The organism is Streptomyces sp. R818, assembly GCF_056172735.1.
This window is the reverse complement of record NZ_JAOCNE010000014.1, coordinates 588,987-613,353: the sequence shown is the minus strand read 5'-3', so window position 1 is coordinate 613,353 and position 24,367 is coordinate 588,987. Positions and strand designations below refer to the sequence as shown.

The window sequence follows — 24,367 nt, the reverse complement described above, 5'->3', positions numbered from 1 at the left end:
CTGCTCCGGTCAGTCCGCCGACCCGGGCTCCTCATCGGCGGTCACCCGCACGGTGCGGAAGCCCGGGTCGGCCGCGTCGGGGAGGTTCATCCCCGCCTCGACACCCGAGGACAGATAGGCGAGCACGGGCTCGGTCAGCCGCTCGCCCGGCAGGACCGCGGGGATGCCCGGCGGGTAGGGCGTCACCATCTCGGCGGCGATCCGGCCCGCGGCCTTCTCGACGGGCACGTCCTCGGTCCGGGCGAAGAACGCGTCCCGCGGCAGGCACGCCTGCTCCATCCGCAGCGCGCCCGGGTCCGGGACCCGCACCTCGGGCGCCGGGTCCCAGTCGCGCGCGGCCTCGGCGAGGTCCCGCAGCGCCGCCACGAGCGGCCGGGTCGTCTCGTGGCTGTCGGCGTAGGTGATCTGCACGTTGATGCGGCGGTGGTCGGCGAGGTGGACGTTGATGTTCTTGTGCTCGCGCAGCCAGTCCGCGGCGCGGTAGCCGGAGAGCGCGGGGTTCTCCAGGTCGATGACGACGGGCAGCGGGTCGAAGTCGTCGGCGAGCCCCGGGCCGCAGAAGTCGTCGCGGTCGTTGACGTGCATGCCGTCGATCGTCTCGATCTCCGCGCGCACCTCGGCGGCGAGGTCGAGCGCGTGGGTCAGCAGCTCGCGGCCGTGCAGCGCCATCTGCCGGCGCCAGCCGTCGAGGCCCGCGAAGATGAGCACCGAGGGGCTCGTCGTGCCCCACAGGTCGGCGCGGTTCTTCAGGACGTCGGGCGCGACGAGGTCGCCCTGGAGGTGGAAGACCGATCCCTGTTCGAGGCCGCTGCCCATCTTGTGGATGCTGGTGACGCAGACGTCCGCTCCCCCGTCCATCGCCCAGGTCGGCAGGTCGGGGTGGAACGGCAGGTGCGCGCCCCACGCCTCGTCGACGACGAGCGGCTTGCCCCTGCGGTGCAGGACGTCGGCGATGGCCTGCAGATCAGCGGTCGCGCCGTACGGGGTCGGGCTCGTGACCAGGGCTCCCCTGGCCTCGGGGTGGGCCTCCAGGGCGGCCTCGAAGTCCGCCGGGGACGGCGGATGGGCCAGATGGCGCTCGGCGTCCCAGCGGGGCTCGACCCACACGGGCACGATGCCGGACAGGATCAGCGCGGACACCACGGACTTGTGGGCGTCCCGGCCGATCAGCAGCTTCTCGTGCGGGCCCGCCACCGCCAGCATCGCCGCCTTGACCGACAGCGAGCTGCCGCAGGTGGTGAAGAAGGTGTGCGTCGCGTGCACCGCGTCCGCCATCAGCTCCTCGGCGTCCTGGAGGTACTGGCCGCGCTGGCGCCGGTCGTCCAGGCCGCCGGAGGCGAGCATGTCGCCGAGGAAGACGGCGTCACCCAGGATCCTCCGGGTCTCCGGGTCGGCGCCGCGCGCCTGCTTGTGGCCGGGCGGGGTGAACGCCAGCATCTCCGCCTCGCGGTAGGCGTCGACGGCTTCCAGGAAAGGGGCTTTCGTGTGGTCCGTACGGTGCGTGTGGTCCTTGGGCATGCACGGACGTGTTCCCCGAAGTGCCGCTTTTCCCACCTGGGGCCACGGCGGAGGTCATACGTGTGCGGGCCGGGCCGCACGTGTGCGGCCCGGCCCGTTCCTTGTGCTCTTGGCTCTCACACGTGTCCGGCCGTCAGATCACCGGGCGGCCGGTCGCCGACGTGCCGCCGCCCGGGGTGCGCGGGGTGCCGGGTGTGTCGGAGACACCGGGTGTGCCCGGGGTGCCGGGGGTGCGGGAGACGCCGGTCGAGCCGTAGTACGAGCCGAGCGACTCGTGGTACCCGGCGTCGCCCAGGTGCTTCTCCTTGTCGAACTCGGGCGCGTGCTTGATCTCGTCCTTGGTGCGCGCGACCTGGATCGTCTTCGCCTCGGCGTCGATGCCCGTGATGGTGCCGGCGGGCAGCAGGACCTCCTTGCCGAAGATCCACACACCGGTGTCGACGACGATGTACTGCGAGCCGACGTCGTTGGAGTGCTTGTCCACCTTGCCGATGTGGCCGTCGGTGGCCTCGACCTTGTAACCCGTCAGGTCGGCGTTCGGAGTGTGACCAGCACTGGCCGGGTAGTTCCAGATGTTCTCGGTCATAGTGCTTCCCTCCGTCCTCGTGTCGGTGCCGGGCAGGCGGTGCGGGGCCGCACCGTGCGTCCCGTCCGGCGACTCCACCCGACTATCCGGCGGCCGTGCCGCTAAACGGGCCGGGTCACCGTCGGCCGTTTTCGAACCACCGCGCGAGGTCCGGGTCGACGCGGGTGACGGTGACCGGGCGGCCGTCGGCACGCAGGGACTCGGTCGCCGCGACGCCCGCCGCGACGGCCTCGCGGGCCGCGACCGGGCTGGTGTCGGTCGCGCCGCCGCTGCGGACGAAGCGCAGGAACTCGGCGACGAGCATCGGGTCGGAGCCGCCGTGCCCGCCGTCGCCGGGCGCCGGCATGGGGACGACGAGGTCGGCGTCGGCCCGGTAGCCGCTGCGCCGCTTCCAGACCCGTACCTCCGCCGTCTCTCCGTGGTCGCCGAAGTTCTCCAGGCGGCCCTCGGTGCCGATGACGGTGTAGTTGCGCCAGTAGTCGGGCGTGTAGTGGCACTGCTGGTAGCTGGCGTGCACGCCGCCTTCGAGCCGCATGACCATCATGGAGAGGTCCTCGACGTCGACGACGGGGTTGAGCCCGGTCAGGGAGAGCGGCGGCCAGTTGTTCTCGGGGTCGTACCAGTCCGGCATGACGGTCCCGGCCGCCTGTCCGGAGCGGTCGGCGATGTCGCCGTAGACGGTGAGGCCGCCGAGGGCGCTGACCCGCTCGGTGTAGGCGCCGGCCAGCCAGTGGATGACGTCGAGGTCGTGGGCGCCCTTCTGCAGGAGCAGGCTGGTGGTGTTGCGCCGGTCGGCGTGCCAGTCCTTGAAGTAGAAGTCGCCGCCGTGGCCGACGAAATGGCGGCACCAGACGGCCTTGACCTCGCCGATCTCGCCGCGCTTGATGAGGTCGCGCATGACGCGGACCACGGGCATGTGGCGCATGTTGTGGCCCACGTAGAGGCGGGCGCCGCCCTCGCGCGCGGCTTCGAGGACGCGGTCGCACCCTTCCGTCGTGATGGCGAGGGGCTTCTCCACGAAGACGGCGACACCGGCCCGCAGCAGGTCGACGGCGAGCGCCTCGTGGGTGTGGTCGGGGGTGATGACGAAGACGGCGTCCAGGTCCTCGGCGGCGATCATCTCCCGGTGGCCCGCGTAGGTGTGGACGTCGTCGCCGAACCAGGAGCGGGCCCGGTTGAACATGGCGGGCGCGGTGTCGGCGACGGCGACCACGGCGGAGCCCTCGCCGGGGTGGTGGGCCTCCTGCGCGAGGGTGGCACGCAGACCGAGGCCGACGACGCCGAGGCGCAGGTCGCGGGTGTGCGCACCGCTGCCGGACGGTGCGCTGGACAGAGTGGACGGTGAGGAGGTGGGGGTGGAGGTGGTGGTGGTGTCGGTCACGCGGCTCAGCCCTTCATGCCGGAGAAGGCGATGCCCTGGATGAACTGGCGCCGCATGGCGACGAACACCACGATCACCGGAAGCGTCGCGAGGAGGGACCCGGCCACGAGGCCCGGGTATGCGGTCAGGTGGCCGCCCCGGAGGGTGGCGAGCCCGGCCGACAGCGGCATCTCGCGGGCCGCGCGCTTGGCCGGACGCGGAGCCGCAGCCCGCCGCGAGCGGGGCCGCCGCCGGCGTCGTGGCGGCGGCCGTGAGGAGGGAACGTCTGCGCACGCGGGGCCTTCCTGGGTCGGGCCGGACCGGAATACCCAGACGCTATTTGCTTGAAGATGACGCGTCAATGATTGTTTGAAGCAGCTTTGCGCATCCGATGCGAAGTGGTGGGCCGCGTGCGAGGGCCGGAGTCAGTCGATGCCCGAGCGCTCCACCCCCGCCACGATCCACCGCTGGAACAGCAGGAACACCACGAGCAGCGGCACGATCGAGACGGCCGCCGCGATGAACAGCTCGTGCAGCCGCACCACTTGGGAGGTCGTGAACGAGGACAGGGCGACCTGCACCGTCCACGCGTCACGGTCCTGGCCGATGACGAGCGGCCAGAGAAAGGCGTTCCAGGCGCCGATGAAGACGATCGTGCCGACGGCCGCGAAGACCGGCCGGGCGTTCGGGACGACCACCAGCCAGTACGTGCGCCAGTAGCCGAGCCCGTCGACGCGGGCCGCGTCCTCCAGCTCCCCGGGGAAGCCGAGGAAGAACTGACGGAAGACGAAGCAGGCGAACGCGGAGAACAGGGTCGGGACGACGAGCCCGCGCAGCGTCGAGACCCAGCCGAGCGACGACACCAGGACGAACGTCGGCACGAACGTCACCGCCGCCGGGACCATGAGGGTGCCCAGGATCGCGTAGAACACCTTGTTCGCATGGCGGTACGGGATGCGGGCGAGCCCGTATCCGGCGAGCGAGGCGAGCAGCAGCGTGCCGAGGGTCGTCGCGACGGCGATGGCCGCCGAGTTGAGCAGGGAGCGCGTGAAGGGGACCGAGGTGTCGTCGAAGAGTTCGCGCAGGTTGCCCCACTGCACGTCGGAGGGGAAGAACGTCCAGTCGGGCGAGGTGATGTCCTGCTCGGTGGCGAGGCCGTTGCGGACGAGCAGGTAGAAGGGGATGAGGAAGAGCCCGGCGAGCGCGATGAGGAGGACGAGACGGAGGGCGCGGCCGGTGCGGACCAGAGCGTCCCCCTGGTCGACGGGGTTCCTGTGGAGCGGTGGCATCAGTCGGCCTCCTTCCTGCCGAGCCCGAACCAGCGGGCCTGCCCGACCGTGACCACCGCGATGATCAGCGCGAGCAGCACGGCGCCCGCGCTGCCGAGCCCGAGGTTCTGGCCCTGGCCGAGAGCCGTGTAGTAGAGGTAGACGAGCGGCGGGCGCGCGTAGGGCGGATAGCCGCGGGCGTCGGAGAGCAGGTTGTAGAACTCGTCGAACGCCTGGAAGGCGTTGATGACGAGCAGCAGCACGACCGCCACCGACGTGGCCCGCAACTGCGGGAACGTGATGTGCCGGAAGACCTGCCAGCCGGGCCGCGCCCCGTCGACGGCGGCGGCCTCGTACAGCGTCGGGCTGATCCGCTGAAGGCCCGCCAGAAACAGGATCATGTAGAACCCGGCCTGCAGCCACAGGCGTACGGTGACGATGACCAGCCAGTACCAGGGCGGATCCGTGGTCGACAGCCAGGCGACGGAGTCCGAACCGGCGTACGCGAGCAGGGTGTTGGCGAGTCCGAACCGCACGCCGTTGAAGAGCGACATCTTCCAGATCAGCGCGGCGACGACATAGCTGCAGGCCGCCGGGAGGAAGAAGACGGAGCGGAAGAACGCCTGCGCGCGCTTGAGCCGGTTCACCATGAGGGCGAGGGCGAGCGAGGCCGCGTAGGTCGTCGGCACGATGAAGAGGGTGAAGACGCAGAACGTCCACAGGCTGCTGCGGAACGCCTCGTCGCGCAGGAGCGCCGTGTAGTTGTCCAGGCCGACGAAGTGGTCCGGGGTGACCGTGTTGTGGGCGTCGAAGAAGCTCAGCCAGACGCTCCAGCCCAGCGGGACGTACGTGAACAGGCCGAGGCCGAGGACGAACGGGCCGACGAAGACCCAGAACCAGCCCGCGCGGTGGCGGGCGACCCGCTTCGCCGCCGGGTGCGGCCGCGCGGCGCTCACTCGGCGTTCACGCGGGCCAGCTCCGCGGAGACCTTGCGCACGACCGACCTCAGCTCGCTCTCCGGGTTCGCGCCGTCCTTGATGATCCGGTTGAGGGCGTCCTGGTACGCGGTCTGGGACGCCGGGGTCCACAACAGGGGCTGTGCGTAGCCGTGGTCGGTCGTGAAGCGGACGGCGTCCGCCGCGGCGCCGTCCTTGAGCTTCTCCGCCTTCTTGGCGAGAGAGATCCGGGCGGGGATGTGGAAGCCGTAGCCGAGGGCGAAGTCCTCCTGGTAGTCGGTCCGGTCGATCCACAGCCACTTGAGGAAGTCCTTGCCCGCCTGCTGGTGCCTGCTGCGGGTGGAGACGGCCGCCGCGTAGGCGCCGACCGGTACGGACGGGGCGCCGCCCGTGCCGTCCTTCGGGAACGGCAGCACACCGAAGTCGTCGCCGAGCGCCATCCGCACGGCGGGCAGCGCCCAGAGCCCCGACCATTGCATGGCGGTGAGGCCCTGCGTGAACGCCGACGGGTCCGACCAGTCGGCGGGCGCGCCGAGCAGCAGGGACTTGTCCGCGTAGAGCCGGTGCAGCTTGCCGAGGGCGCGGGCGGCGGCGGGATCGTCGAAGCCGACCTTGCCGTCCTCGGTGACGAGGGAGAGACCGGCGGCGTAGAGCGGGGTGCCCCCGAGGACACCGGCGCCGGCGTCGTTGCCGAGGAAGAGCCCCTTGACCTTCTTGTCGGTCAACTCGGCTGCCGCGTCGACGAGTTCGTCGAGCGTGCCGGGCGGCCGTACCCCGGCGTCGTCGAGCATGCTCTTGCGGTAGAAGAGCATCTGCATGTCGATGACCTGCGGGATGCCCCAGATCCTGCCGTCGTGCGTCTTCGGGGCGAGCACCGCCGGGTTGAAGTCGTCCTTGACGCCGTCGAAGAGGTCGGTGAGGTCGGCGACCTGCTTGCCCTGGATCTGGTCCAGGGAGGGGCCGTTCACCTCGAAGACGTCGGGTCCTGACGTGGTGAGCAGGGCCGCGGCCGTCTGCTGGTCGTAGTTGCCCGGCCGCCACTGGACGCCGACCCGGGCCTTCTTGTACGCGGCGGCGTACTTCTTCACGGCCTGTTCGGTGCCCTGCTCGCCGTACTGGTGGTACCACTGCGACAGTTCGGGGCCGCTCCCCGACGCGTCCCCCTCGTCGCGGCCCGTGTTCGACCCGCACGCGGTGAGCAGCCCGAAGGCGGCACCGGTGGCGAGCAGTCCCCTGCGGCTGATGGTCATGACGCTTGTCCCCAGTCTCGGTCGGTCGTCTGAGTGTGCGAACCTGATGTGCTTTTCCAGGCCGCCCAACGATCAACCCTGCACGGGGTTTTCGACGAGGGGACTACAGGCGTGTGTCGCGGTCCGCGCTCTCCTGGCGGCGGCCGATCACCAGTTCCGCCGTGTCCCCGTCGGCGCGGACCTCCCGCACGCCCCAGAGCCGCTCCCCCATCCGCGTACCGGCGGCCGTGGTGTACGGCGCGACGGTCAGGGCCAGGTCGCTCCGCTCGGAGAGGAGGAGCTCGGCGGGGACCGTGGTTCCGTCGGAGAAGCGCAGGTCCATTCCGATCGGGACGGGCGACGCGGCGAAGGCGGAGGGATCGGCCAGCCCCTCCACCCGGCAGCGGGCCCCGGCGAAGAGGTGGGTGTGGTCGCAGGCGGCGGGCAAGGCGTCGGGCACGGGGCCTCCGGGTGACGGTATCGCTGGGCCGAACGGGTACGAGGGCCGGGGCGCCCGCCCCTGACCTACCTCCCCACGGACCATCCCCTCAGCACGGCAGCCCGCCCACACGGCGACACCGCCTCCGCCCGGGGCGCCCACACGAGCACCCTGCCACACCGCCGTACCGGCCCACCGGCTTACCGGCCCACCGCCGCACCGGCCCACCGCGGCACCGCCACACCGCCATACCGGCCCATCGGCCCACCGCCGCACCGCCGCACCGCCGCACCGCCGCACCGCCGCACCGCCGCACCGCCGCACCGCCGCACCGCCGCACCGCCGCACCGGACAGCGCACCCGCTCAGCCCCGCTCCCCAGCACCCCACCCAGCCGCGCAGCGCCCCGCGTCGACATGCCGCCCCGTCTCGTCTGGCACAGGCTGGGTACACGCCACGTCCGTACCAGCCGGAGTCCCCGCCGACGCGTCACCCGAGGAGCAGGCACCATGCCCACCGACGACTTCCGTTCGGAAGTGTCCTTGACGGTCAACGGCAGCCCGTACTGCCTCCCGCTCGACCATCGCACGACCGTGCTCGACGCCCTGCGCGAACACCTCGGGCTCGTCGGCGCCAAGAAGGGCTGCGACCACGGCCAGTGCGGCGCGTGCACGGTCCTGGTCGACGGGCGGCGCGCGAACAGCTGCCTGCTGCTTGCCGTCGCCCACGACGGCGCCGAGATCACCACGGTCGAGGGGCTGCGCGGCGGCGCCGACGATGAACGCCACCCCTTGCAGGAGGCCTTCATCGAGCGGGACGCGTTCCAGTGCGGCTACTGCACGCCGGGCCAGCTCTGCTCCGCCGTCGGCGCCCTCGCGGAGGCCGCGGCGGGCCACCCTTCCCACGTCACCCCGCCCGGCGCCGCCGCCGGCGCGCCCGTGGACCTGACACGGGACGAGATCCGCGAGCGGCTCAGCGGCAACCTGTGCCGGTGCGGCGCCTACCCGCACATCGTCGAAGCCGTCGAGGACGTGATCCGGTGAAACCCTTCGCGTACGTACGCGCCCGCACCGTCGAAGAGGCGACCGCGGCCCACGCGGGCCGGCCCGGGGCCCGCTATCTGGGCGGCGGCACCAACCTCGTCGACCTGATGAAACTCGGTGTGGAGCGGCCGGAGAACCTGGTCTCCGTCACCGATCTGCCGCTCGACTTCGTCGAGGAGCTGTCCGACGGCTCGCTGCGCGTCGGCGCGACCGTGCCCAACAGCGACCTGGCCGCGCACCCCCTCGTCCGGGACCGCTTCCCGCTGCTTTCGCAGGCGTTGCTCGCGGGCGCGTCGGGCCAGCTCCGCAACATGGCGACGACCGGCGGCAATCTGCTCCAGCGCACCCGCTGCCCGTACTTCCAGGACACGGCGAAGTCCTGCAACAAGCGGGAGCCCGGATCGGGGTGCGGCGCGCGCGACGGCGTCCACCGCGACCACGCCGTGCTCGGCCATTCGCCGCAGTGCATCGCGACGCACCCCTCCGACATGGCGGTGGCGCTCGCCGCGCTCGACGCCCGGGTGGAGCTGCGCGGCGGCGAGGGCCCGCGCTCCGTGCCGATGACGGAGTTCCACCGGCTGCCCGGCGACCGGCCCGAGCGCGACACGGAGATCGAGCCCGGTGAACTCGTCACCGGTGTGCTCCTGCCCGCCTCGGCCGCCGGACTGCCCTCCGTGTACCGCAAGGCCCGCGACCGGGCCTCGTACGCCTTCGCGCTCGCCTCCGTGGCGGTGGCGCTCGACGTGCGGGACGCGGCGGTCCGCGAGGTCAGGATCGCGTTCGGCGGGCTCGCGCACCGGCCCTGGCGCGCTCTCCGCGCCGAGGAGGCGCTGCGGGGCGGGCCCGCGACGGAGGAGGCGTTCCGCCGCGCGGTCGACCTCGAACTCGAAGCCGCCGAACCGCTGCGGGACAACGCCTTCAAGGTGCCGCTCGCCCGCAACCTCGCCTGCGACGTGCTGCGCCGTCTGGCCGAACCCGCCGCCTGAACAGGACTGAACGGGACTGAACGGATTTCACAGATTCAACGGACTTCACGGAGAGACATCATGCCGGACACGGTCAGCGCACTCGGTTCGCCCGCCGGGCGCAGGGAAGGCCCCGCCAAGGTGACGGGCGCCGCCCGCTACGCCGCGGAACACACGCCTCCGGACTGCGCTTACGCCTGGCCCGTCCCCGCCACGGTGGCGCGCGGCACGGTGACGGAGATCGACGCCTCGGCGGCGCTCGCGCTCCCCGGGGTCGTCGGCGTCCTCACCCACGAGAACGCGCCGCGCCTGACCGAGCCGGAGGACGCGACGCTCGCCGTGCTCCAGGACGCGCGGGTCCCGCACTGGGGCTGGTTCGTGGCGCTCGTCGTCGCCGACACCCTGGAAGGGGCGCGGGAGGCGGCGGCCGCCGTACGGGTCACCTACGCCGAGGAGCCGTACGACGTGGAGCTGCGCGCCGACCACCCCGACGCGTACGTGCCCGAGGACACGGACGGCACGTCGGGCGAGCATCTGCGCGGCGAGGCCGACAACGCGTTCGCCGCCGCGCCGTTCCGGGTCGACGTCGCGTACCGGGTGCCGCCGCTGCACAACCACCCCATGGAGCCGCACGCCGCGACCGCCGTCTGGCAGGACGGGCGGCTGACCGTGCACGACTCCAGCCAGGGCGCCACCAAGGTGCGCGACACCCTCGGCGACCTGTTCGACCTGGACAAGGAGCGGATCACGGTCATCTCCGACCACGTCGGGGGCGGCTTCGGCTCCAAGGGGACGCCCCGGCCGCAGCCGGTGCTCGCCGCGATGGCGGCGAAGGTGACCGGACGGCCCGTCAAACTCGCCCTGCACCGGCGCCATCTGCCCGCCGTGGTCGGCCACCGCTCCCCCACCCTGCACCGGCTGCGGCTCGCCGCCGAGGCCGACGGCACCCTGACCACCGTGGTGCACGAGGTCACCTCGCACACCTCCCGCATCAAGGAGTTCCCCGAGACGGCCACCGCCCCGACCCGGGTCATCTACCCCTCGCCGCACGCCAGGACCACCCAGCGCCTCGTGGCGCTGGACGTGCCGAGCCCCTCCTGGATGCGCGCCCCGGGCGAGGCCCCGGGCATGTACGCGCTCGAGTCCGCGATGGACGAACTCGCCTCGGCCCTCGGCATGGACCCCGTCGAGCTGCGCCTGCGCAACGACACGGACACCGAGCCGGACAGCGGCAAGCCCTTCAGCAGCCGCCACCTCGCCGAGTGCCTGCGCGAGGGCGCCCGGCGCTTCCGCTGGTCCGAGCGCGACCCGCGGCCCCGCTCGCACCGCGAGGGGTCCCTCCTCATCGGTACGGGGGTGGCCGCCGCGACATACCCGGCGATGGCGTCCCCGAGCCGCGCGAGCGCCCACGCCCACCCGGACGGCAGCTACGACATCCGGATCAACGCCACCGACATCGGCACCGGCGCCCGTACGGTGCTGGCGCAGGTCGCCGCCGACGCCCTGGCCGTGCCGCTGGAGCGGGTCCGCATCGAGATCGGCGACAGCGATCTGCCGGACGCGCCGCTGGCGGGCGGCTCCTCGGGCACGGCGTCCTGGGGCTGGGCCGTCCACGAGGCGGGGAAGCGGCTGGCCGAGACCCTGGCCCGGCGGCGGGGCGAGCCGCTGCCGGCGGAGGGCGTCGGCGTCACGGCCGACACCAAGGGCACGGCGGACGCGGACCACCGGGACACCGACTACGCCCGGCACTCCTTCGGCGCCCACTTCGCCGAGGTGTCCGTCGACTCCGTCTCCGGGGAGGTCCGGGTGCGCCGCCTGCTCGGCGTGTACGCGGCCGGGCGCATCCTCAATCCGCTCACCGCGCGCTCCCAGTTCATCGGCGGCATGACGATGGGGATCGGCATGGCGCTCACCGAGCACAGCACCATGGACGCGGCGTTCGGCGACTTCACCGAGTGCGACCTGGCCTCGTACCACGTGCCCGCACACGCGGATGTCCCCGCGATCGAGGCGCACTGGGTCGAGGAGGACGACCCGCACGTCAATCCGATGGGCAGCAAGGGCATCGGGGAGATCGGCATCGTGGGCACGGCCGCGGCCATCGGCAACGCCGTCCACCACGCCACCGGGATCCGGTTCCGGGAGCTGCCGCTGACGCCGGACCGCATCCTGACCGGCGACGAGGCGTGACCGGGCGGGGGCCGGTCAGGCCACGAAGTCCGGCCGGAAGCAGGCCGTGACGTCCTTGCCGCGCGGGCACGGATGGGCCTCCCAGGTCTCCGCGAGCGCGTCGATCAGGAGCATGCCGCGGCCGCCGAGGGCGTCCTCGTCCGGGGTGCGCGGCTTGGGCGGGCTCGGCGAGGAGTCGTGCACGGTGACGTGCAGGCAGTCGCCGTCCCAGGTCAGGACGAGCAGGGCGGTGCTCTTGGCGTGCACGTGCGCGTTGGTGACGAGCTCGGAGACGGCGAGCAGGACCGCGTCGACCGTGTCCGGCGCGTCGTCCAGCCAGCCGAGCGCGCGCAAGTGGTCGCGGGTCCAGTCCCGGGCCGCCTTCACACCGCTGCTCAGCGGCAGGGAGCGGGCCCACCCGACCGCGCGCAGGGAGGAATCGTCCATCGTCAGGGCTCCATGGCTGTGAGGTCATTTTCGGAGGTCCCCACCGTGTGCCCGCTAAACGCCGGATGAGACGGCCCGTTCCCGACAGCCGCACGCTCGAACGTCAGTCCTTGCGGTCCTTGCGGTCCTTGCGGTCCTTGCCGTCGGACTTCCTGGCGCGGCTCCGGCCGCCGAGCGGGTGCCGTACGCGCAGCCAGACGTCGCGGGCGTGCCGCCCCGCGTCGGTGCGGCTGCGGGCCACGAGCGCGCGGGCCTCCGCGGCCGTCTCGACCATCGGCCCGGAGCCGCGCAGCGGCCGGCCCGCCGTCTCGTGCAGGAAGAACGTGGAGACGAGCCCGACCGCTCCGGCCACCATCAGGTAGTACGCGGGCACCAGCGTGTTGCCGGTCGTGTCGACGAGGAAGGAGGCGAACAGCGGAGTCGTGCCGCCGAACACGGAGACCGAGATGTTGAAGGCGATGGACAGGGCGCCGTAGCGCAACCGGGTCGGGAACAGAGCCGGGAGAGTGGACGCGGAGGTTCCGGCGAAGACGACGAGGAGCAGGCCGAGGAGTACGCAGCCGAAGGCGGGCGAGAGGATGCCGCCCTCCCTGATCAGGATGAACGCGGGGACGGCGAGGACGATCATCGCGATGGAGCCGCCCATGAACATGGGGCGCCTGCCCCACCGGTCGGAGCTGCGGCCGACGACGGTGATGGTGAGCACCACGAGCAGCATGGTGCCGAGGACGAGGAGTTGGGCGGTGGTGTCGCTCTCGCCCAGCGTCACGGTCATGTAGGTCGGCAGATAGGACGTCACCATGTAGTTCGTGACGTTGTAGAGCAGCACGAGGCCCATGCAGATGAGCACGGCCTGCCAGTGCTGGGTGAAGATCTCCTTGAGGCGTCCCTTGCCGGACTGGCGGGCCGCCTCGACGGGGTCGGTTTCGCCGTCGCCGTCCTCGCCCTCGGCCGCCGCGTAGGCCGCCTCCTGCTTGAACGCGGGGGTCTCCTCCAGCTTCATGCGCATGTAGAGGCCGATGAGACCGAGCGGCCCCGCGACGAAGAAGGGGATGCGCCAGCCCCAGCTCTCCAGGCCGTCGGTGCCCAGGGTCAGGGTCAGGACGGTGACGAGGCCCGAGCCGAGGGAGTAGCCGACGAAGGTGCCGAAGTCGAGCCAGCTCCCGAGGAACCCGCGGCGCTGGTCGGGCGCGTACTCGGCGATGTACGTCGTGGCGCCCGCGTACTCGCCGCCGGTGGAGAAGCCCTGGACGAGGCGGCACACGAGGAGCAGCAGCGGGGCGGCGAAGCCGACCGAGGCGTACGTCGGCAGACAGCCGACGGCGAAGGTGCTGATCGCCATCATGATCATGGTGGCGGCGAGCACGCGCTGGCGGCCGATACGGTCGCCGAGCGGTCCGAAGACGAGTCCGCCGAGCGGCCGGACGAGAAATGCCGCGGCGAACGTGGCGAACGTGGAGACCACCTGGGCGCCCGGCGAGCTGGAAGGGAAGAAGACTTTACCGATGGTGCCCGCCAAATAGGCGTAGACCCCGAAATCGAACCACTCCATGGTGTTGCCGAGCGCGGCCGCCGTCACCGCGCGCCGCACTGCTGGACGGTCCGAGACGGTCACGTCCTCGGCGCTGAGCGCTTTTTTGCGGCGCCGCAGAACGGTGCGCACCATACGGTCCGTCGCAGCGCTGGACCTGCGTGTTTCGTGCGGAGAGCCTTTCACCATCAGGCTTTGTCTCCCTGTGCCGGGTGCCGCTTTTGGCCGTCAGCCCTGAAAGTCGCCTCGGCGCAAAATTATGTCGGCCGTAATGGCGCGGCAACCGGGCGGGACTTTCGTCCTGTGTACGACGGGCGAACGGGGACATAAGAACGGATGCTGGAGCCGATCGGCGGGGCGGACAGACTCACCCGGCGGCTTTCGCACCGCAGATATCGACGGCACGGACGACGTGAAACGAAACGGAAGGACCATCTCGTGGGCATCATCGCCTGGATCCTCATCGGGCTCATCGCGGGAGCGATCGCCAAGGCACTCATGCCGGGCAAGGACCCCGGCGGCTGCCTCGTCACCATGCTGATCGGCATCGTGGGCGGACTCCTCGGCGGCTGGCTGGGCAAGGTCATCTTCGGGGTCCACTCCATCAACGGGTTCTTCCACCTCTCCACATGGATCGCGGCGATCGTCGGATCGGTGATCGTGCTGGTGATCTACCGCCTGGTGACGGGCCGGACAGCTCGCTGACCCCGCCCCTCACACGGCCGACCGCGCGCCGGGCTGCTCACACCGAGCAGCCCGGCGCGGTCCGTTCCGAGACGGGCGATCCCCCACTCCGCAGCCGGCCCGGCGGGCGCCGGTTAGCATGCGGCCCATGCCGTCGGAGACTTCGCCCCGCCCGGAACCCTTCATCCCCGAGACCGAGCCCGGCGCCCTCGATGACCTTCGCGCGCGGCTGCGTGCCACGCGCTGGCCGGACGCGCCGGAGGACGCCGGATGGTCGCTCGGCACCGACCTCGACTACCTGCGCGAACTGGTCGCCCACTGGGCCGACGGCTTCGACTGGATGGCCCAGGAGGAGGCCCTCGCCCGGCTGCCCCGCTATCGCGTACGCCTGGGCGGCCTCGGCATCCACTACGTGCACGCGCGGGCCGTCGCCCCGGACGGTCCTGCCCTCCCGCTGGTCCTCAGCCACGGCTGGCCGGACTCCTTCTGGCGGTACTCGAAGGTGATTCCGCTGCTCACCGACCCAGGGGCGCACGGCGCCGACCCCGCCGACGCGTTCGACGTCGTCGTCCCCGACAACCCGGGCTTCGGCTACTCCGACCGCCCCGCCGGGGCGCCGCTCGACACGATCGCGGTCGCCGGGTTGTGGGCCGAGCTGATGTCCGTACTCGGCTATGAGCGGTTCGGCGCCTGCGGCGGCGATCTGGGCAGCCACGTGAGCCGCTACCTCGCGCTCGACCATCCCGACCGGGTCGTGGCCGTGCACCGCACGGACGGCGGGCTGCCCGTCCTCACCGGCGACCCGGCCGAACTGACGCCGGCGGAGCGCGCCTGGTTCGAGGAGGTCAGGGTGTGGGGCGCGCGCGAGGGCGCCTACGGCGCCATGCACAGCACCAAGCCGCAGACCGCCGCGTTCGGCCTCACCGACTCCCCCGCCGGGCTCGCCGCGTGGATCGTCGAGAAGATGCGGGCCTGGAGCGGGGGCGGCGGTGACATCGAACGCAGCTTCACCAAGGACGAGATCCTCACCAACGTCACGCTGTACTGGCTGACGGGCACGATCGGTTCGTCGATGCGGATGTACCACGCGAACGCCGCGATCGACACGGAGCAGCGCACCCGCAGGGTCGAGGTGCCGTCCGGCTTCTCGATCTTCCAGGGCGACGTCGTCCGCCCGCCGCGCGCCTGGCTCGAACGCACCACGAACCTCGTCCGCTTCACGGAACCGGAGCGCGGCGGCCACTTCGCGGCGTTCGAGGAGCCCGAGCGGTACGCGGAGGAACTGCGGGCCTTCTTCCGGCCGTTCCGGTGAGCTACGCCGCCGGGTCCAGTTCGGCGTACACGATCAGGTTGTCCACCGGGTGCCCCTGCGCGTCGAAGGTCCCGTCGCAGGTGATCAGACGCAGGGCGCGGGTGTTCGTGGCGCCGTAGACCTTGCGCGTCGGGAAGGCCTTCTTGCTGACGGTCTCGGTGGCCGTGACGGTGAAGTGGGCCGTCCTGTCGGCGGAGTTGCGGACCGTGATGTCCGCGCCCTCGCGGAGCTTGTGCAGGTCGTGGAAGACGGCCTTGCCGAACCTCGTGTCGTTGTGCCCGATGATCACCGCGGGTCCGCGCTCGCCCGGCACCGGGCCGCCCGTGTACCAGCCGGCGGTCATGCCCTGCTCGGCGGGCGGGACCTCGACGGTGCCGTCCTGGTTCAGGCCGAGCGGCAGCAGCGCGCTGTCAACGCCGAGGGAGGGGATGGTCACCCGGCTGGGAGCGGGGCCCCCGGGCGCGGACTCCTCGGCCACGGGGGCCTGTCCGGCGGGCGACTCGACGCCGCGGGCGTCCCCGCTGACCCGGGCGCCGGTCCCGGACTCGCACGCCGCGAGCGGAATGAACAGAGCGAGCAGAGGCAGGGCGACGACCGCGCGCCGCGTCGACTGGTGCACAAGTGACTCCTGGGGCGGAAAGCAGGGTGGTGGCGCCGCCGTCTCCGTACGGCCGGCGGCGGCGCCACCCGGAAGGGACCGGTGTCAGCGCTGCTGCGAGGCCCGGCGGCGGAGCACCAGCGTGCCCGCGCCCGCCAGGAGGGCCGCCGCCGAGAGCGACGTGGCGAGCGTGGTGGAGTCGGTGCCGGTGTCGGAGACGGGCCGTTCGCCCGCGGCCACGGCGCCGCGCGGTGCCGCCGCGGCGGCCGCGCGCTTGCGCGCCTCGTCGCTGCCCGGCGCCGCCGGGGCGGGGCTCGTCTTGTCGGCCCGCTCCGCCTCTTCCGCGGCCGCCCGCTTGCGCGCGACCTCGTCCTCGCGCGTCGACGGCACGGGGGACGCCTTGTCGGCCTTCTCCGCGGCGGCGGCCTCGCTCGCCACCGGCTTCGGCGTCGTGTCGGAGGCGAGCGCGGCACCGGCCGGGGCGAGCACCCCGGCGGTCACGGCCGCCGCGACGGCGGCGGTGCGGACGGCGGAGCGGCGGGGCCGGCGGTGGGAACCTCGGTGGGACATCGTGTGAACTCCGTTCCTGGACGCGCGCGACCGGTCGGCCGCGCCCTGCCGACCGTCGGGCGGCGTCCGCCCTTGACCGGCAGCCTCAGGCTCGCGCGGAGTTGTGAAGAAGCTGTCAGACCGCTGTGGTCATCGCATCAGGGAGGTTCAGGGCCGGGTTCAGAAAGGGATTCGGGGAGGTTCAGGACCTCGCGGCCGGGCCCGCGACCGGCAGCCGCAGCGTGAACACCGAACCCTCGCCCTCCGTACTGACCGCGCCGGCCGAACCCCCGTGCGCCTGCGCCAGTTTGCGCACGATCGACAGGCCGAGTCCGCTGCCGCCGGTGCGCCGGTTGCGGGACTTGTCCGCGCGCCAGAACCGGTCGAAGACGTACGGCAGGTCCGCCGCGGAGATGCCGCTGCCGGTGTCCGCGACCTCCACCACGACGTCGGCACCGTCCGCGCGGGCCCGCAGGGTGACCGTGCCGCCGGGGCCCGTGTGCCGGATCGCGTTCGACACGAGGTTGGCGACGGCCTGGCGCAGCCGTACGGGGTCGGCGCGCAACTCCGGCAGCGGCGCGGACGGTTGATCGACCGACAAGGTCACGGCGGCCGTCTCCGCGCGGACTTGGTGCGCCGCGGCGACCTGGCCGAGCAGCTCCTCGACCCGCACGGCTCGCGGGTGCAGCCGCAGCGCGTCCGCGTCGGCCGCCGCCAGGTCCTGGAGGTCGTCGATGAGGTGCTGGAGCTGGACGGCCTCTTCGAGGAGTGAGTCGATGAACGCGGGGTCGGGCTCGGCGACGCCGTCCTGCGCCGCCTCCAGCCAGCCCCGGATGGTGCTGAGCGGGGTGCGCAGTTCGTGGGCGACGTCGCTGACCATCGCCTTGCGCTGCTCCTCCAGGCGGGTGCGGTGCGCCGACATGTCGTTGAACGCCGCCGCGAGCCTGCCGATCTCGTTGTCCGTCGTCACCGGCACCGGCTGGGTCTCGTGCCCGTCCTTGAGCCGCTGGGCCGCGCCGGTCAGCGCGTACAGCGGGCGGACCAGGCGCCTGCCCGCCAGGACGGACGCGCCGACGGTCAGGGCGAGGACGAGGGCGGCGACGCCCGCGATCTTCGCGGTGTTGCGGGGTGAGAGGTCGAAGCCGGGGACGGTGGCGCCGCCCTGGTCGCCGATGAAGAGGAGCACGGGCGCGGCGACGTACGAGGTGAGCTGTTCGCGCCGGGCCGTGCCCACGCAGGTGGCGACGGTGCGGTCGTCCCGCGCGGTCTCGGCCGGAGCGGGGGACGGCACCGGGCGCGGGGCCGTGGAGCGGGCCGCCTCCTCGGCGGCCAGCCGCTTGGCCGCGACCGCGCGCGGCCCTTGCTGCCAGGTGAGGTCGAGGGCGAGGTCGACGCGGTCGTGATCCTGTCGTTTCAGGCAGGAGTTGGTGAGCCGGGTCAACGCGGTGAGCGCCTTGGCCTCGGTCCTGGTCGGCTCGTCGAGCGCGCCCGTCACGCACTTGTCGTAGCCGAGTTCCTCGGCGGCCGAACCGACCGGCTGGACCTTGGGGCGTCCGCTCGGGCCCACAATGACGTCGGCGGCGATGCCGAGCGAGCGCAGGCACGCCTTGTTCCGCTCGGCGATGCCGCGCAGCGTCGTCCGTTCCGCGGCGGGCAGCGCGAACGGGCCGACCGCGCGCGCGTCGATGCGGTCCGCCGCCGCGTCCTGTGCCCCGGTGCCGGCGGAGGCGAGCGCCGTGTCGACGGAGAGCGGGTCGACGGTCGCGGACGCCTGCGCGGGCAAAGTCACCGCGGGCGTGTGCCCGGCCGAGTCGGCGAGGGGTTCGCGGGCCTGCGTGGTCAGGGTGATGTGGCGGCCGGTGGTGTCGGCCAGGTCGCGGACGACCTTGTCGACGCCGTCCCAGCGGGGGTGCGTGGCGGCGTAGCCGAGGAGGGTGTCGTAGATCCTCGTGTCGTCGGCGAGGTTCTGGCCCTGCTCCTGCTTGATGGCGCCGGACGTGGTCTGCACGGCGAGCCAGGCCGTCGCCGCCACCGAGCAGGTGGCGACGAGGACGGAGACACCGAGGAGCCGTCCGCGCAGGCTCTTGCGCAGCGGGGGCCGGCCCGTCCGCGGCCCGTCGACGGTCCTACGCCGACGCATCGCGGGCGCCCTTCGCCGGGTCCGTCAGCTTGTAGCCGACGCCGAAGACGGTGAGCAGCCGGACGGGGCAGCGCGGTTCCGGTTCGATCTTCTTGCGGAGGTTCATGACGTGGACGTCGACCGTGCGATTGCTGATGTACCGGTCGAAGCCGTGCAGTTCGGCGAGGAGCAGCTCCCTGCTGAAGACCCGGCCGGGTTCGGCCGCCATCGCCGCGAGCAGCCGGAACTCGCCCGGCGTGCACTCGACAGCCGCCCCGTCGACGGCCACCTCGTGCCGGTCGGGGTCGACGACGAGCGAGCCGACGGTGAGCCGCGCGGACACCGGACCCCCGGCGGCGCCCCGGCGCGTGCGGCGCAGCAGGGTCCGCACCCGGGCCATCAACTCGCGCGGGCTGTACGGCTTCGTCATGTAGTCGTCGGCGCCGAGGTCGAGGCCGAGGAGCAGATCGTCCTCGGTGGAGCGCGCGGTCAGCATCAGGACGGGCACCTCCCGCGCCTCGGCCCGCAGCACCCGTACGACGTCGAGGCCGTCGGTCCGCGGCATCATCACATCGAGGACGAGGAGGTCGGGCTCCCTGCGCCGGACCTCCTCAATGGCCTGCCGCCCGTCCCGTACGACGGTGACGGCGTGGCCCTCCCGCTCCAGGTAGCGGCGGACCAGCTCGGCCTGCTTCTCGTCGTCTTCGGCGACCATGACGTTTGCGCACACCCGGCGCATCGTAGGCGAGACAGGCGAACAGGCGTCCGGTCAGCCTCGGCGCAGCCGGAACGGGGCGTACACGAGCAGGGCCGTGCCGAACGCCACGTAGTAGCCGAGGTCCGCGCCGTGCAGCGCCTCCGCCACCGGTCCGACGTACAGCGACGTGTTCATGAAGGGGACGGTGGCGGCGAACGCGGCGAGGAACGCGACCAAGGCGGGAAGGAGCGGCTGCCGCCGGGTCTCCTCCGCCGCGAGGTCGACGGGGGCGCCGCCCCGCACGCGGGCACGGGCGCGCCAGTCGACGAGGACGACCGCGACGAACCCGGGGATCCAGTAGCCCACGAACAGCAGGACGTTCTGGAAGCGGGCGGCGGTGTCGGCGGCGTGCATCCACAGCACGAGCGGGAAGCCGAGCGCGGCGGCGAGGGCCGCGGCGAGCGGGCGGGGCAGCCTGGCACCGATGGTCTGGAGGGCGAGCGAGCCGCTGTAGTCGTTCATGGCGTTGCTGCACAGCGCGGCGAGCGCGACGGCCAGGAGGCCGACCGAGCCGAGGACACTGCCGCCGAGCAGGGTGTCGACGCCTTGCGCGGTCTGGTCGGTGAAGACGGAGGCGCCCCACAGCCCGAGCGCCTGCACGGCCGTGAAGGAGACGACGACGCCCGCGAGGATGCACCAGAACATCCGGACCGGGGACGTGGCGCGCGGCAGATAGCGGCTGAAGTCGCTCGCGTACGGCGCCCAGGAGATGGCCAGGCTCAGCGCGATGGTGGTGGTCAGCGCGAACGCGCCCATGCGGTCGGCCCCGTGGGCGCTGCCGTGGTCCGCCGGGGTGACTCCCGCGTGCGCGAGACGCAGCGCGAGGGCGCAGAAGGCGACCGCGAGGACGGCCGTCATCCACTGTTGCAGGCGGTGGATCGCCTCGTAGCCGAGCGCGCCGAACGCGCCCTGGGCGGCCATCATCACGAGCGCCCCGAGCCAGAACGGCCAGCCGCAGAGCCGGGCGAGCGCGTCGCCGCCGAACAGTCCGATGAGCGCGTCCCAGGCGATGGAGGACAGCCACTGCAGGGTGCCGGGGACGACGACACCCCGGCCGAACGCCAGCCTGGCGAGCGGCAGTTGACCGGCGCCGGTGGCGCTCCCCCACGTACCGAGGTACGCGGTCGGTACGGCGCCGAGCACCGTGCCGAGGACCACGGCGGCCAGCGCGGTGGCGAAGTCCAGGCCGAGGGCGATGCCGACGGTGCCGGTGAAGACGCCGCTCATCGTCAGATTGGGCGCGAACCACACGGTGAACAGCCGTCCGGCGCCGCCGTACCGGTGGCTCTCGGGGACGGGGGCGATGCCCCGCGCCTCGGGCCGCCAGTCACCGGGCGCGGCGGGCATCCGCCCGTCGAAGGCGGACGCGTGCGGTTCCGTGGAAGCGTGCGCATCCGTGGAAACATGCGGCATCGACATTCGCTGACATCCCTCCGCCAGTGCTAACTGGTTCAGGTTCTACGGGTGTGATCTCAGCCCCGTCATGGCGCGGGGCACCCCGTGTCGGGCAGTACCGGAGCGCACAATACCCTGTCGCCCATGAGGACCATCGGCCTGATCGGCGGCATGAGCTGGGAGTCCACGGCCGAGTACTACCGGCTGCTCAACGAGCTGACGCGGGAGCGGCTCGGCGGCCTGCACTCGGCGCGGATCGTGCTGTACTCCGTCGACTTCGCGGAGATCGAGCGGTTGCAGGTCGCGGGCGACTGGGACGAGGCAGGGCGGGTCCTCGGCGCGGCGGCCCGGAGTCTGGAGGCGGCCGGCGCCGATCTCCTCCTTCTCTGCACGAACACGATGCACAAGGTCGCCGACGCGGTGCAGGCGGCCACATCCGTCCCGCTGCTGCACCTCGCCGACGCGACGGCGGACGCGGTCCGCGCGGCGGGCGCGCAACGGGTCGGGCTGCTCGGCACCGCGTTCACGATGGAGCAGGACTTCTACCGCGGCCGCCTCGCGGGCCACGGCCTCGACGTGCTCGTGCCCGACGAGGCGGGCCGCGCCCTCGTGCACCGCGTGATCTACGAGGAGCTGTGCCTGGGCATCGTCCGTGACACCTCGCGCGCCGCGTACCAGGAGGTCATCGCCGGGCTCGTGGCCGCGGGCGCGCAGGGCATCGTCCTGGGCTGCACGGAGATCGAGCTGCTGATCGGCGCGGAGGACAGCCCGGTCCCCGTCTTCCCGACGGCGCGGCTGCACGCGGAGGCGGCGGTGCGGGAGGCGCTGGGCGACAGCACGAGCCGAGATCCGCTGCGCGACCCTACGTCCTGACATCTCCGGCTCAGGGCGCCGGTTCCCCCAGCTCCTCCGGGGCCGCCGGGTGGAGGGCCTTGACGGCGTTCGTGACGGTGGCGTGGAGGCCGCCCGTGAGACGGTCCGCTCCGGCGGCGCGCAGGGCGGAGCGCGCGGCGCCGTTCGCGACGAGCGCGACGCAGCCGCCGTCCGGCTCCCCCTCCGTCTCCAGCCCCGTCGCGACGAACTGCCGCACCGCGCCCGCCGTGCAGCGCTCGACGCCCAGGAAGTCCACCGCGAAGAGCCGGTGCCCGGTGCGTGCCATCCGCGCGAAGAGGCCGCACAGCTCGGCCGCCACCGCGTCGTCGAACGTCCCGGCGTCGTCGAACGCCCCGGCCACGTCGACGACCAGGACGTCACCGGCGGTCCACCGCGCCGGGAAGGTCACCCGCGCTCGCTCCATCTCGGTCCCTCGGTCCCTCGGTCCTCGGGCCGCGCGTCGGCGGCGGCTCGTGTGCGGGGCGCCTACCCCGGCCCGCACAGCGCACGCCCCCCATCATGCGACGCACCGGAAGCTCCGGGACAGGCGCGTGCCGTCCCCGGTGCGGGGCAAGCGGCCGGAATGAGAGCAGCGACGAATCCAGCCGCCCGGCGCCTGGCGGCCGCGGCGATCGGCCTTGCGATGATCCCCGTCCTCGCGGGGTGCGGCGGGAACGACGGGGACGGGCATGACGCGGCGCCCGGCGCCGAGTTGGCCGCCTCCGGACTCCGGCTGACGATCACCACGGAGAACGGGGTGCGGCTGCGGCCCACCGACGGCGACGTGGTGGGCGTCGACAAGGCCGTCGCCCACCACTGGTCGCGCCACGACGACACCCGCGTCCTCGACCTGGACTGCCGCGACCAGGACCCCTCGGGCCGGCCGTGTCCGCGGATGCCGGAGATCGACGTCCCCGCGGGAACCGCCGTGACGGTCACCGCCCGCAACGCGGGCGTCGACGCCGCCGGGCTGACCGGTCCCCTCGACCTGACCACCGTCAACGGTGACGTCACGGTGGCCGATTCCGGCGCGGACGACGCCTCGCTGCGCCTCGTGACCCGCAACGGCTCCGTGCACACCACCTCCGTACGCGCCTCGGCGCTCGGCGTGCGCACGGTCAACGGCGATGTCACGCTCGACTGCGCCACCGCCCCGCGCCGGGTGTCGGCGCGGACCGTGAACGGCTCGGTGGACGTCGCCGTCCCGCACGACGCCCCCGGCTACCGGGTGGACGCCACGACGGACAACGGCCACCCCGCGATCGCCCTCCCCGCCGCCGACGACGGCTCCGCGCGCACCATGACGCTGGCGACCGTCAACGGCGACGTACGGGCCGACCGCCTCTAGCCCTCCTGCGGCGAGCCTTCCTGCCGCCGCAGGCTCAGCACGAGGTCGCGCGGCAGGCCGTGCGTGTCGTGCAGGTAGTGCAGGTCCTCCTCGTCGAGCGGGCCCCGGAAGCGGGGCCGGGCGAGCACCTGGCGGCCGCGGGTCAGCAGCTGTCCGAAACGGCGTTCCTCGTCGAGGAGGACCCGCCGCACCTCGTCCGGGTCCGTCGGCTGCCGGAAGTGATCGAGGGTGTGGCGCACCAACTCCTGCGGCAGGTCGCCCAGTTCGCGCGGGGCGTCGTCGCGCCACAGCACCGTGAGGGCGCGGCGCAGCAGGCGGCGGAGCACGTAGCCGCGGCCGGTGCTGCCCGGCCGCACACCGTCCCCGACGACCACGACGGCCGAGCGCAGATGGTCGGTGACCAGGCGCCAGGAGGCTTCGTCGAGCTGCCACACGCCCGGCACCTCACGGCGCCACGGGTCGAACACGTCGCATTCGTAGACCGAGTCCTTGCCCTGGAGGAGGGAGACGAGGCGTTCCAGGCCGAGGCCGGTGTCGACGTTGCGCTGCGGCAGCGGGACGAGGGAGCCGTCGGGCAGGCGGCGGTGGCGCATCATCACGTGGTTCCACACCTCGACCCAGCGTTCGTCCCGGGTGGGCGTCGAGCGCGGCGGGGTGTCGCCGGTCCACAGGAAGATCTCCGAGTCGGGTCCGCAGGGTCCTGTCGGCCCGTTGTCCCACCAGTTGTCCTCGACGGTGCACTCCACCGGCACTCCGCGCTCCTGCCAGACCCGCAGGGAGCCGGTGTCCCGTCCCACCTGTTCGTCACCGCCGAAGACGGTGGCGTGCAGCAGGCCCGGATCGACGCCGAGCCCTTCGGTGAGCAGGTCGTATCCCCAGGTGAGGCTCTGCGGGCCTTCGTAGTCGCCGAGCGACCAGGTGCCGAGCATCTCGAAGACCGTGAGGTGGGTGGGGTCGCCGATCTCGTCCACGTCGGTGGTGCGCAGGCACCGCTGTACGTTGACCAGGCGCCGCCCCTGGGGATGCGGCCGCCCCTCCAGGTACGGGGTGAGGGGGTGCATGCCCGAGGTGGTGAAGAGCACGGGGTCGCCGGGCGGCGGGAGCAGGGTGGAGCCGGTGATGCGCCGGTGGCCGCGGTCCTCGTAGAAGTCGACGAACGTCCGGATGACGCTGTCGGTGGTGAGCGTGTGCTGCGTGTTCACGGGGGTGGCTCCTTCTCGGA

Annotated in this window: 23 protein-coding genes, 1 pseudogene and 1 riboswitch; of the genes and pseudogenes, 7 read left to right on the top strand and 17 right to left on the bottom strand. The window is 72.7% G+C overall.

The genetic code is table 11. The features are described 5' to 3' along the window. Positions 1 to 9: 9 nt before the first annotated feature. The 8 genes and pseudogenes from N5I75_RS34510 to N5I75_RS34475 all read right to left on the bottom strand — a co-directional run bounded on the left by N5I75_RS34510 (position 10) and on the right by N5I75_RS34475 (position 7,377). Complete coding sequence (locus N5I75_RS34510) at positions 10 to 1,518, bottom strand: aminotransferase class I/II-fold pyridoxal phosphate-dependent enzyme (protein WP_476684085.1); 1,509 nt, start codon at positions 1,516 to 1,518, stop codon at positions 10 to 12. Positions 1,519 to 1,765: 247 nt separating this feature from the next. Further along, positions 1,766 to 2,104, bottom strand: a pseudogene (locus tag N5I75_RS34505) (PRC-barrel domain-containing protein); the annotation flags it as partial. A gap of 115 nt (positions 2,105 to 2,219) precedes the next feature. Next, complete coding sequence (locus N5I75_RS34500; RefSeq protein WP_476684887.1) at positions 2,220 to 3,437, bottom strand: Gfo/Idh/MocA family protein; 1,218 nt, start codon at positions 3,435 to 3,437, stop codon at positions 2,220 to 2,222. Between the two features lie 53 nt (positions 3,438 to 3,490). Next, the gene (locus tag N5I75_RS34495) at positions 3,491 to 3,655 is read right to left on the bottom strand and encodes a hypothetical protein (protein ID WP_476684084.1); all 165 of its coding nucleotides are present in this window, start codon (positions 3,653 to 3,655) and stop codon (positions 3,491 to 3,493) included. Positions 3,656 to 3,889: 234 nt separating this feature from the next. Further along, positions 3,890 to 4,753 carry a carbohydrate ABC transporter permease gene (locus N5I75_RS34490; RefSeq protein ID WP_476684083.1) on the bottom strand — a complete coding sequence of 288 codons (864 nt, stop codon included), beginning with the start codon at positions 4,751 to 4,753 and terminating at the stop codon, positions 3,890 to 3,892. After that, positions 4,753 to 5,688 carry a carbohydrate ABC transporter permease gene (locus tag N5I75_RS34485; RefSeq protein WP_476684082.1) on the bottom strand — a complete coding sequence of 312 codons (936 nt, stop codon included), beginning with the start codon at positions 5,686 to 5,688 and terminating at the stop codon, positions 4,753 to 4,755. The genes N5I75_RS34490 and N5I75_RS34485 overlap by 1 nt, the downstream gene beginning before the upstream one ends. Next, positions 5,685 to 6,938 carry an ABC transporter substrate-binding protein gene (locus tag N5I75_RS34480; protein ID WP_476684081.1) on the bottom strand — a complete coding sequence of 418 codons (1,254 nt, stop codon included), beginning with the start codon at positions 6,936 to 6,938 and terminating at the stop codon, positions 5,685 to 5,687. The genes N5I75_RS34485 and N5I75_RS34480 overlap by 4 nt, the downstream gene beginning before the upstream one ends. Positions 6,939 to 7,041: 103 nt before the next feature. Continuing rightward, positions 7,042 to 7,377, bottom strand: a complete 336-nt coding sequence (locus N5I75_RS34475) for a hypothetical protein (protein ID WP_476684080.1) — start codon at positions 7,375 to 7,377, stop codon at positions 7,042 to 7,044. A 487-nt stretch (positions 7,378 to 7,864) separates the two neighbouring features. Here N5I75_RS34475 and N5I75_RS34470 point away from each other — a divergent pair, with 487 nt between their 5' ends. From N5I75_RS34470 to N5I75_RS34460, 3 genes are read left to right on the top strand one after another with little or no spacing between them, the layout of a single operon-like run. After that, the gene (locus tag N5I75_RS34470; RefSeq protein ID WP_476684079.1) at positions 7,865 to 8,398 is read left to right on the top strand and encodes a 2Fe-2S iron-sulfur cluster-binding protein; all 534 of its coding nucleotides are present in this window, start codon (positions 7,865 to 7,867) and stop codon (positions 8,396 to 8,398) included. Beyond that, entirely contained in the window at positions 8,395 to 9,384 is a 990-nt protein-coding gene (locus tag N5I75_RS34465; protein WP_476684078.1) for an FAD binding domain-containing protein, read from the top strand. Before N5I75_RS34470 ends, N5I75_RS34465 begins: the two co-directional genes overlap by 4 nt. Positions 9,385 to 9,444: 60 nt before the next feature. After that, on the top strand, positions 9,445 to 11,553 hold the full coding sequence (locus tag N5I75_RS34460) for a xanthine dehydrogenase family protein molybdopterin-binding subunit (protein ID WP_476684077.1): 2,109 nt from the start codon (positions 9,445 to 9,447) through the stop codon (positions 11,551 to 11,553). Between the two features lie 15 nt (positions 11,554 to 11,568). Here N5I75_RS34460 and N5I75_RS34455 read toward each other — a convergent pair whose 3' ends face one another. Then, positions 11,569 to 11,979 carry an ATP-binding protein gene (locus tag N5I75_RS34455; protein WP_476684076.1) on the bottom strand — a complete coding sequence of 137 codons (411 nt, stop codon included), beginning with the start codon at positions 11,977 to 11,979 and terminating at the stop codon, positions 11,569 to 11,571. Between the two features lie 103 nt (positions 11,980 to 12,082). Beyond that, complete coding sequence (gene proP, locus N5I75_RS34450; protein WP_476684075.1) at positions 12,083 to 13,645, bottom strand: glycine betaine/L-proline transporter ProP; 1,563 nt, start codon at positions 13,643 to 13,645, stop codon at positions 12,083 to 12,085. A 303-nt stretch (positions 13,646 to 13,948) separates the two neighbouring features. On the opposite strand from proP, the gene N5I75_RS34445 reads away from it, so the two are divergent. After that, on the top strand, positions 13,949 to 14,215 hold the full coding sequence (locus N5I75_RS34445) for a GlsB/YeaQ/YmgE family stress response membrane protein (RefSeq protein WP_476684074.1): 267 nt from the start codon (positions 13,949 to 13,951) through the stop codon (positions 14,213 to 14,215). A 127-nt stretch (positions 14,216 to 14,342) separates the two neighbouring features. Beyond that, on the top strand, positions 14,343 to 15,506 hold the full coding sequence (locus N5I75_RS34440) for an epoxide hydrolase family protein (RefSeq protein WP_476684073.1): 1,164 nt from the start codon (positions 14,343 to 14,345) through the stop codon (positions 15,504 to 15,506). Position 15,507: 1 nt separating this feature from the next. Here N5I75_RS34440 and N5I75_RS34435 read toward each other — a convergent pair whose 3' ends face one another. The 5 genes from N5I75_RS34435 to N5I75_RS34415 form a co-directional block, all read right to left on the bottom strand. Next, on the bottom strand, positions 15,508 to 15,984 hold the full coding sequence (locus N5I75_RS34435) for a class F sortase (protein ID WP_476684885.1): 477 nt from the start codon (positions 15,982 to 15,984) through the stop codon (positions 15,508 to 15,510). 225 nt (positions 15,985 to 16,209) lie between these two features. Continuing rightward, positions 16,210 to 16,674: an LPXTG cell wall anchor domain-containing protein gene (locus N5I75_RS34430; protein WP_476684072.1), complete on the bottom strand. Its 465-nt coding sequence runs from the start codon at positions 16,672 to 16,674 to the stop codon at positions 16,210 to 16,212. A 181-nt stretch (positions 16,675 to 16,855) separates the two neighbouring features. Beyond that, positions 16,856 to 18,793, bottom strand: coding sequence for a sensor histidine kinase (locus N5I75_RS34425; RefSeq protein WP_476684071.1), 1,938 nt, complete (start codon positions 18,791 to 18,793; stop codon positions 16,856 to 16,858). After that, positions 18,780 to 19,511 carry a response regulator transcription factor gene (locus N5I75_RS34420; protein WP_476684070.1) on the bottom strand — a complete coding sequence of 244 codons (732 nt, stop codon included), beginning with the start codon at positions 19,509 to 19,511 and terminating at the stop codon, positions 18,780 to 18,782. Before N5I75_RS34420 ends, N5I75_RS34425 begins: the two co-directional genes overlap by 14 nt. Before the next feature lie 30 nt (positions 19,512 to 19,541). Further along, the gene (locus N5I75_RS34415; protein ID WP_476684883.1) at positions 19,542 to 20,942 is read right to left on the bottom strand and encodes a purine-cytosine permease family protein; all 1,401 of its coding nucleotides are present in this window, start codon (positions 20,940 to 20,942) and stop codon (positions 19,542 to 19,544) included. Beyond that, positions 20,941 to 21,040: riboswitch (TPP riboswitch) on the bottom strand. (Overlaps the previous gene by 2 nt.) 28 nt (positions 21,041 to 21,068) lie before the next feature. Here N5I75_RS34415 and N5I75_RS34410 point away from each other — a divergent pair. After that, positions 21,069 to 21,797: an aspartate/glutamate racemase family protein gene (locus N5I75_RS34410; protein WP_476684069.1), complete on the top strand. Its 729-nt coding sequence runs from the start codon at positions 21,069 to 21,071 to the stop codon at positions 21,795 to 21,797. Between the two features lie 10 nt (positions 21,798 to 21,807). Here the strand turns inward: N5I75_RS34410 and N5I75_RS34405 are convergent, their stop codons facing one another. After that, on the bottom strand, positions 21,808 to 22,221 hold the full coding sequence (locus N5I75_RS34405; RefSeq protein WP_476684068.1) for a hypothetical protein: 414 nt from the start codon (positions 22,219 to 22,221) through the stop codon (positions 21,808 to 21,810). A 159-nt stretch (positions 22,222 to 22,380) separates the two neighbouring features. Here N5I75_RS34405 and N5I75_RS34400 point away from each other — a divergent pair, with 159 nt between their 5' ends. Beyond that, complete coding sequence (locus tag N5I75_RS34400) at positions 22,381 to 23,145, top strand: DUF4097 family beta strand repeat-containing protein (RefSeq protein WP_476684067.1); 765 nt, start codon at positions 22,381 to 22,383, stop codon at positions 23,143 to 23,145. Here N5I75_RS34400 and N5I75_RS34395 read toward each other — a convergent pair. Next, positions 23,142 to 24,347, bottom strand: a complete 1,206-nt coding sequence (locus tag N5I75_RS34395) for an alanine--tRNA ligase-related protein (RefSeq protein WP_476684066.1) — start codon at positions 24,345 to 24,347, stop codon at positions 23,142 to 23,144. The genes N5I75_RS34400 and N5I75_RS34395 overlap by 4 nt on opposite strands. Positions 24,348 to 24,367 lie beyond the last annotated feature (20 nt).

Coding starts and splice junctions, on each gene's coding strand:
- N5I75_RS34495 (WP_476684084.1), bottom strand. CDS start 3,655: ATGCCGCTGTCGGCCGGGCTCGCCACCCTCCGGGGCGGCCACCTGACC.
- N5I75_RS34415 (WP_476684883.1), bottom strand. CDS start 20,942: ATGCCGCATGTTTCCACGGATGCGCACGCTTCCACGGAACCGCACGCG.
- N5I75_RS34455 (WP_476684076.1), bottom strand. CDS start 11,979: ATGGACGATTCCTCCCTGCGCGCGGTCGGGTGGGCCCGCTCCCTGCCG.
- N5I75_RS34400 (WP_476684067.1), top strand. CDS start 22,381: ATGAGAGCAGCGACGAATCCAGCCGCCCGGCGCCTGGCGGCCGCGGCG.
- N5I75_RS34405 (WP_476684068.1), bottom strand. CDS start 22,221: ATGGAGCGAGCGCGGGTGACCTTCCCGGCGCGGTGGACCGCCGGTGAC.
- N5I75_RS34410 (WP_476684069.1), top strand. CDS start 21,069: ATGAGGACCATCGGCCTGATCGGCGGCATGAGCTGGGAGTCCACGGCC.
- proP (WP_476684075.1), bottom strand. CDS start 13,645: ATGGTGCGCACCGTTCTGCGGCGCCGCAAAAAAGCGCTCAGCGCCGAG.
- N5I75_RS34480 (WP_476684081.1), bottom strand. CDS start 6,938: ATGACCATCAGCCGCAGGGGACTGCTCGCCACCGGTGCCGCCTTCGGG.
- N5I75_RS34460 (WP_476684077.1), top strand. CDS start 9,445: ATGCCGGACACGGTCAGCGCACTCGGTTCGCCCGCCGGGCGCAGGGAA.
- N5I75_RS34510 (WP_476684085.1), bottom strand. CDS start 1,518: ATGCCCAAGGACCACACGCACCGTACGGACCACACGAAAGCCCCTTTC.
- N5I75_RS34430 (WP_476684072.1), bottom strand. CDS start 16,674: ATGTCCCACCGAGGTTCCCACCGCCGGCCCCGCCGCTCCGCCGTCCGC.
- N5I75_RS34420 (WP_476684070.1), bottom strand. CDS start 19,511: ATGCGCCGGGTGTGCGCAAACGTCATGGTCGCCGAAGACGACGAGAAG.
- N5I75_RS34490 (WP_476684083.1), bottom strand. CDS start 4,753: ATGCCACCGCTCCACAGGAACCCCGTCGACCAGGGGGACGCTCTGGTC.
- N5I75_RS34440 (WP_476684073.1), top strand. CDS start 14,343: ATGCCGTCGGAGACTTCGCCCCGCCCGGAACCCTTCATCCCCGAGACC.
- N5I75_RS34425 (WP_476684071.1), bottom strand. CDS start 18,793: ATGCGTCGGCGTAGGACCGTCGACGGGCCGCGGACGGGCCGGCCCCCG.
- N5I75_RS34470 (WP_476684079.1), top strand. CDS start 7,865: ATGCCCACCGACGACTTCCGTTCGGAAGTGTCCTTGACGGTCAACGGC.